At 61.9% G+C, this 6432-nt stretch carries 7 protein-coding genes; 2 read left to right on the top strand and 5 right to left on the bottom strand.

Annotation, left to right across the window (positions count from 1 at the left end):
• The 3 genes from CXY80_RS19830 to CXY80_RS00700 all read right to left on the bottom strand — a co-directional run.
• The coding region (locus tag CXY80_RS19830) for a hypothetical protein (RefSeq protein ID WP_233194748.1) at window positions 1-186 on the bottom strand (186 nt) is incomplete at its 3' end.
• A gap of 120 nt (window positions 187-306) precedes the next feature.
• Window positions 307-2052 (bottom strand): SulP family inorganic anion transporter, encoded by a 1746-nt coding sequence (locus CXY80_RS00705; RefSeq protein WP_092452528.1) that lies wholly within the window; start codon window positions 2050-2052, stop codon window positions 307-309.
• A 93-nt stretch (window positions 2053-2145) separates the two neighbouring features.
• Window positions 2146-2526, bottom strand: coding sequence for a hypothetical protein (locus tag CXY80_RS00700; RefSeq protein ID WP_092452524.1), 381 nt, complete (start codon window positions 2524-2526; stop codon window positions 2146-2148).
• A gap of 571 nt (window positions 2527-3097) precedes the next feature.
• Between CXY80_RS00700 and trxA the strand changes: the two genes are divergently transcribed.
• Window positions 3098-3454: a thioredoxin gene (gene trxA, locus CXY80_RS00695; protein WP_104131200.1), complete on the top strand. Its 357-nt coding sequence runs from the start codon at window positions 3098-3100 to the stop codon at window positions 3452-3454.
• A gap of 407 nt (window positions 3455-3861) precedes the next feature.
• Here trxA and CXY80_RS00690 read toward each other — a convergent pair whose 3' ends face one another.
• Window positions 3862-4284 (bottom strand): DUF302 domain-containing protein, encoded by a 423-nt coding sequence (locus CXY80_RS00690; RefSeq protein WP_104131199.1) that lies wholly within the window; start codon window positions 4282-4284, stop codon window positions 3862-3864.
• A 47-nt stretch (window positions 4285-4331) separates the two neighbouring features.
• Entirely contained in the window at window positions 4332-5798 is a 1467-nt protein-coding gene (locus tag CXY80_RS00685) for a multicopper oxidase family protein (protein WP_233194749.1), read from the bottom strand.
• On the opposite strand from CXY80_RS00685, the gene CXY80_RS20380 reads away from it, so the two are divergent.
• Complete coding sequence (locus tag CXY80_RS20380; RefSeq protein ID WP_255411816.1) at window positions 5754-5876, top strand: hypothetical protein; 123 nt, start codon at window positions 5754-5756, stop codon at window positions 5874-5876. The two genes, CXY80_RS00685 and CXY80_RS20380, sit on opposite strands and share 45 nt — an antisense overlap.
• Window positions 5877-6432: the final 556 nt, after the last annotated feature.

Raw genomic sequence — 6432 nt, 5'->3', positions numbered from 1 at the left:
GGGCCGACCGCGCGTTGTCGAGACCGGCTCAGCCCAGTCCATGGCGGTCTCGGCAAGCTCGACCAACGGAAACGGGCGGGTCTCGCAGGCCTGCTCGCGCTGGTTCATGGCGGTCTCGGCAAGCTCGACCAACCGAAATGGCCGGGTCTCGCAGGGAAATCGTAGTTGCTTTGCAGCGAGAGCCATGCGCGCGTCGGACGGGCCAGCGATCGAGCGCGAGTTTGAGCCGAGCGAAGGGACTAAATGTAGTGGTCTACTTCGTTGGTGAGGTCGCAGCGCCCCGAGTCAGAGGCCACCGCGACCACCTCAAATCGCTCCGCCGATATCGTCGCGAAGCTCCCCACTCGCAGCATCAACCGCGGCGCCCACCGTCGGCGCGAGCCGCTCGGGTGGAAACCTGTTGCCCAGTCCGAAGGCCTGCAGCCGGTCCTTCACCGGCCCCTTCATCTCGGCGAGCACGAGCGTCACCCCCCGAGACGCGAGGTACTCGTCAAGCTCGAGCAGTTCGTCAATGGCGGTCGTATCGATATCGGTGATCGGCTCGGCGGCAAGGATGACGGTGTGAATCGGCGTGCCATCGGCCTCCGATTCCCGCTCCGCCCGCCGCACCACCGAGCGCACGTAGTAATCAAAGATACCCCCGTTGGCAAAGAACAGCGGGGCGTCGAAACGCACAATAACGATGCCGGGAACGCGATCGGCATCCGGATGCCGGGAGCGGTCATGGTACCCGCGCACACCCGGAATGCGCCCGAGCTCCGCCCGATACGGACGCCACGCGCGGATCACGAACGCCACCAGAGACAGCCCGATCGCGACGAGAATGCCCTGCAAAACGCCCACCAGAAAAACGCCGAGGAACGCGGCGATCGAAAGCAGGGCATCCGTTTTGTCGATCCGCCACAATCGCGAGACGCCCGAAACATTGACCAGGCTGGCGGCGGCCACAATGACCACGGCGCCGAGTGTGGCCGACGGGAGGTACCCGGTTACGCCGGGGGCAACAAGCATGAAGACGACAATGATCAGGGCACCAACGACGTTCGTCAGCTGGGATCGCGCCCCTGCCTGCTCGGCGACGGGCGTGCGTGAGGTGGAGGCGGAGATCGGAAAGCCGCCGAAGAACCCGCCCCCGATATTGGCGAGTCCGAGTCCGGCCATCTCCTGGCTGCCGTTCACACTGTCACCGCGGCGCGCCGCGAGCGTGCGGGAGAGCACCCCGGTGTCAGCGAAGGCGATGAGCGCTATGCCCAGCGCCGGTCCGATCAGCGAAACCACGTCGCCCCAGACGAGGCCGCCGAGCGCCGGTGCGGGGAGCCCCTGCGGCATGGCGCCGACGATCGGAAGCACGTTCTGCAGCGAGAAGATCGCCGTAACCACAATGGACGCGACGACCGCGATCAGCACGCCGGGGATGCGCCCTCCGAGCAGGAAACGCAACCCGACGATGACGGCGAGGGAGGCGAGGCCGAGCAGCATCGCGGCGACGACAATGCTCCCCGCCGCAGCGGCCTGCATGATTGCGCCCATCCCCTGAATCGGGCCGGGAACGTCGATGGAGAACCCGAGCAGCTTGGGAATCTGCGAAATGATCACGAGCAAAGCAACGGCGTTGAGGTAGCCGACCCGGATCGGCTTGGAGAGCAGGTCGGTGACGAAGCCGAGTCGCAGCACTCCGGCAACGAGCAGGATGAGGCCGACCATCAGGCCGAGGAGTCCGGCGAGGGCAATCGCTCGCTCGGTATTGCCGAGCGCCAACGGCAGGATCGACGCTGCGATGATCGGGGCGAGCGCCGAGTCGGGACCGAGCACGAGGATGCGCGATGGGCCGAAGACGGCGTAGAGCAGCAGCGGCACGATCGTCGCGTACAGGCCGGTGTACGCGGGCAGCCCGGAGGCCTCCGCGTAGCCCATACCGGCCGGGATCAGCAGGAAGCTGAGCACGATGCCGGCGCGCAGATCAGGTATCAGCCACGCGCGCTGGTAGTGCAGGGCGGTGTTCAACCCCGGGATCAGGCTGAAGGCAACGCCGCGGAATCCGCCGATTGGCATGACTTCACGGTAGTCCGGTCCTCGTCTGCTGTCTGGACTTCATCGAGTGTGCCGCTGCCGTCACGTCGAGCGGATGCTGATTTGAGCGGATGTTTATCTGATCGCGACGACCAGGCACCGTCCCGCCAGCATAAGGCTCACCGGCGTCATCACAAGGCGTTCCGATTTGCTGCGGGAGATCCCGTTCATGATCACACTGAGCGTGGAGTACCCAGTGAGCACCCACACGGCCACGCCGATGAAGCTCGCGCTGTAGATGAAAGACGTCAGCTCCGCCCGTTCGAGTACGAGGAGTGCAAACACGAGGTAGAGCGCGATCGAGAGGGCGCTGCCGATGCGCTGGCATGTCCGGAGCACCTCGTGCCGGCCGGCCCAGGCGAACCGCCCGAGCGGCAGGCCTGCGATCAGCAGCAGCTGGAAGATGGCGAGAAATACCAGGATGATGCAGAGCAGGGTGGCGTCTGCGGTTGCCATGTGATTCAGCATAGGTTGGCTGCACGATCGCCCGGTCAGCCCTCGATCGCCAAGCGTCTCAACCAGGCTGCACCTTTTCACAGGTTGCGCGATTTCGAGGCACGGAAAAACCCCTGAGTCCCGGTGCTTACCGGGGATTCAGGGGTTCAAATTGCTGCGAATCTGGTGGGAAACGTGTAAAAATGGGAGCCCAAAACTATAAACATCCAGGTCCTGTGCCAGAAAACCCTGCATGTGGGATCCACAGCGCGAGGGCGCCTACACTCGCCTGAAGCTGCAAGACTTGTCACCATGCTGTCGTCGCCGATTGAACCTTCGGCGACCTCGCCAACGCTCGATCCGTGACCTCGCGCACCGAGGCATCCGTCGGCAACCTCACCCAGGGGCGCACCTGCATTCTGGCCATGTTCCGCTCCCGGCGAGAGGTGATCTGATGGGACGCGGTCTCCGAATACGTCGGCCAGGTGTGTGTGATCAACTCTTTGTAGGCCGTTTCCGCGCTGGATATCTGCCAAGTTGGCGTATACCCCACGCGGTATGCAAAATACCCTAGTAGGTATATACTGTTTTTATGGCTATTACGGATCTCACCGAGACCACCTTTGACGCGACCATTGCCCAGAGTCCCATCGTGTTGGTTGATTTTTGGGCCGAGTGGTGCGGCCCGTGTCGCAGTTTCGCCCCGACATTCAGCGCGGCGTCTGAAAAACACCCCGCAATCACCTTTGGAAAAGTCGACACCGAAGCGGAACAGGGATTGGCCGCAGCCGCGGGCATCCGTTCCATCCCCACGCTGATGGCGTTTCGGGACTCCGTACTCGTCTTTTCCCAAGCAGGCGCCCTGAACGCGGCCAGCCTGGAAGAGCTCATTGCCGGCGTCGAGAACCTCAACATGGACGACGTGCGCGCCAGTATCGCCACCCGCTAAACCTCGCGCCCCCGCGAAACCGCTTGGCAGCAGGCTCACAGGCGGCCCGTCCTGTCACCACCCGGCCAGAATACCCCCTGGTGTATTATTTTATGATTAGTTCACCGAATTGAATGGAGATCCTTATGTGTCGTGCCGTAACGTGCAAAGTGTGCCAAAAGACAACGTGGGCGGGCTGCGGTCAGCACATTGATCAGGTCATGCGCGGTGTGCCACGCAACCAACAATGCGCCGGGCATGTCAAAGAAAAATCGACCGGATCATTCTGGTCCCGGTTACTCGGACGCTAACGGCACCCGGCCCATCTTTTAGTGAAGCCTGCCAGATCGCCAATCGGACCACCAGCGCGGCTAGCGCCTGACACGGCCATAAAATTCTGGCCGTGCTTCAGCGGGCTAGACCGCGTATTACTTGCTGCTGCTTTCTCCTTGGAGAGCGGCTAGCGCGGCGAGAAGACGCTGATCGGCTTGATCAGCAACGTTCTGTATCCCCGGGGAATTGCTCAGCTGGACCATGGTTTGTGGGTTGATAGCTTGAACCGTGGTGGTAGTCGCTGACGGGCTTCGTCGAATGACGACGTTACACGGAAGCAGCAAGCCCATGTCGGGCTCTGCAGTGAGCGCCTGTTCGGCGAGGGCGGGGTTACAGGCACCCAAGATCAGGTAGTCGCCCAGTGCCTGCGCACTTTCCACGCCGAGTTTCGTTTCGAAGGTCGCGTGGACGTCGATTTCGGTAAGAACGCCGAATCCTTGGTTGGCTAGTTCTTCCCGCACCCTGGAGACGGCTACTTCGTAGGGCAGCGAGACGGTGATGGTGTGTGCGTAGTTCATTGATTTCTCCTAATCCATTTTTTTCGAATTGATGGTTGCGGCTACTGTCAGTTTGCGGTGATAACTCCCATCATTCCTCTGTCTTCGTGGTCAAGAATGTGGCAGTGGTACACGGTACGTCCGCTGAAGTCGTCAAACGCGATACGTACTCGCACGGTGCTGCGTGCCGGGATGTTCACGACGTCTTGCCACATGATGGTTTTGACGGGCTGGCCTGACTGTTCGATAATCTGCATCGGCCACACGTGCAGGTGCATGGGGTGATCGAGCGGGCTGGTATTTGTCAGCAACCAATCCTCCACACTGTCGAATTGCACGGTCGTGTCGACCCGGGTGGCATCGAATACCTGGCCGTTGATCGTGGCTGACATCATGCCCCCACCCACTCCTCCACCCATTCCGCCATCCATGTTTCCACCCATGCCACTGCCCGTGTCCCCGCCCATTCCCATCGCGAAGATCAACTCGCGTCGAGCGGTTACGGTAGCCGTGCGAAGGTCTCGTGGAGCGGGCTGGCCGGGTATGGCGGCGACTGTCGTGACGTCGTCACCGGTCACGACAAAGGAGGCCAGCGCGACGTCGTCGGCTCCAGCGGAGCTTCCGCCTCCCATCATCATTCCGCCGGACATACCTCGGTCATAGGTGTGCGTACGCAGCACGGAGCTGCCGGCCGTGCCGGTGACGAGAAGGTCGGCCCGGTTCCCCGGGGCCAGCACGACCTCGTCGACGTCGTGCGCGGCTTCGAACCGTCCGGAGTCAATTCCGAGGAGGGACAGCTGCTGCCCGTCGAGGCGCAGCCGCAGATAGCGGGACACGCAGGCATTTACGATGCGCCATCGTTCCCGCTCACCAGGGCGGGAAGTCATACTGGGGGTGAGCTGACCGTTGACCAGGACGAGGTCTCCCTCGCGTCCGGACGTTTTCTCCATCGCTGTGGCCGCTGGAATTGTTCCCGCGGAATCAAGGGTGATGTCGGAAATGACGAGGACACGTTCCCGGCTGGCCGGGATGGGGTCGGGGTCTTCAACAATAATGGTGCCGTAAAGCCCGCCGAATACCTGATCGGCCACGAAACCATGGTGGTGCGGGTGATACCAGTACACGCCCGGCGGGTGATTGGCGGGCAATTCGTACTGATAATCAAAGGAGGCGCCGGCTGCGACGGTGACGAACATGTTGTCGCTGTTGTTCTCGGGCGAGACATGGAGACCGTGCACGTGCAGGTTGCTCGGATCTGCCAGCCCATTGCGAAGGCTGACGTTGAGGGTGTCTCCCGCTCGAACGCGCAGTGTGGGGCCGGGCACGCCACCGTTGTAACTCAGCGCACGCACATCACGACCAGCAATGGTCACCTGTTGGGGGGAAGACTCGAGATCAACGGTGAGAGTACCGCTGACGCTTCGTAGCTCCGGGGGCTCGACGAGGTCGCTCCCGGACGGTATAGCCGGTGACGTCGTCGAGGAGATCCGTTGATTGACAAAGAAACCCGCTCCGCCCACAGCCGTGGCCGCAATCCCGACCCCGCCGAGGATCAGGGCGCTACGGCGACTAAGACCGGGCACTACCGGCCCTCCTCGAGCACCCGCAGCTGATCACGCAGCTGCTCCGCAGTGAGCTCCCCCCGAGCGAACCGCTCCTCAAGAATCTGCCTGGCACCGGCCGAATTAGCTTGCCTCGGAGCAGATCGCGTGTCATCGCTTCCGGATTTGTTCGACAAAAAACGAACAATGACATAAATAAGCACGGCGACACCGGCAATAGCTAGTAGGCCGAACCCCCAGGACCATCCCATACTTCCGTTACCCCACATCATCTGAGTTACTTCCTTTCGTTTACTGATCCGCATCTCCACCATACCCCTAGAGGTATAAGTCTTGGCTGAGTAGATCGTCCGCGCACGTGAAACGGCACGTACCTCACACACCGGTGCAACCGGCTAAAACTCACGCAACAAAAAGGGCCCAACGCGAGGACTTGACAGCTTCGAACTCGGCCCCGGCGGGTCATGTCCCATTGAGTGGTGGAGTTTCCCGGCCTTGAGCGTTGCTTCGCCAACGCGAGGAGCCATCGTGCGATGGTCAGTGAGTACCGACTAAAGCAACTCACGAAGGACACCACACGATGGCTCTAGACCAGTCTGCCCTGCTC

The organism is Cryobacterium sp. M91, from assembly GCF_002929615.1.
GTDB lineage: Bacteria > Actinomycetota > Actinomycetes > Actinomycetales > Microbacteriaceae > Cryobacterium > Cryobacterium levicorallinum.
The sequence above is the reverse complement of the archived record's forward strand: the minus strand, read 5'-3'. Positions and strand labels throughout refer to the sequence as shown.